Here is a 415-nt window from a genome sequence, read left to right as displayed (position 1 = left end):
CGTCGCCCGTATCGAAGCCGTCGAGCGAGCCTTGTTTGATGTTGCTGGCAACGATGGCGATCTTGCCGAGGTCTTCACCCCGGATGCCGCGAACCAGCGCGCCGCTGCCGCCGCCGACATTGCCTTGCGCCAGCACCTGGCCATCGATCAGCGGAATGGCGTATTTGACCCCGGCCACACCGTTGATGCGGCTGGCGACCTGGGCATAGTCCTCGAGCGGCGAATCGAGCGGTTGCACGATCAGATGGCCATTGACGCCGAGAATGCGCGTCAAAAGCTCGGCGCGGAACCCGTTCATCACGGCCATCACCACGATCAGCGTGGCAACGCCCAGCATGATGCCGAGGAAGGAGATCGAGGCGATCACCGAGATCACCGTCTCCTTGCGCCGCGAACGCAAATAGCGCCACGCAAC

1 protein-coding gene is annotated in these 415 nt (G+C 63.4%); it reads right to left on the bottom strand.

The window, feature by feature from the left end:
* Window positions 1-415 (bottom strand): ABC transporter permease (locus EOA36_RS36910; protein ID WP_189553582.1); only part of this gene is annotated, 415 nt, incomplete at both ends.

Origin of the sequence: Mesorhizobium sp. M8A.F.Ca.ET.021.01.1.1 (genome assembly GCF_003998025.1) — a bacterium.
In the GTDB taxonomy this organism is placed as follows: Bacteria; Pseudomonadota; Alphaproteobacteria; order Rhizobiales; family Rhizobiaceae; genus Mesorhizobium.
Note: the sequence above shows the minus strand (reverse complement) of the source record. Positions and strands in the feature narration are given on the sequence as shown.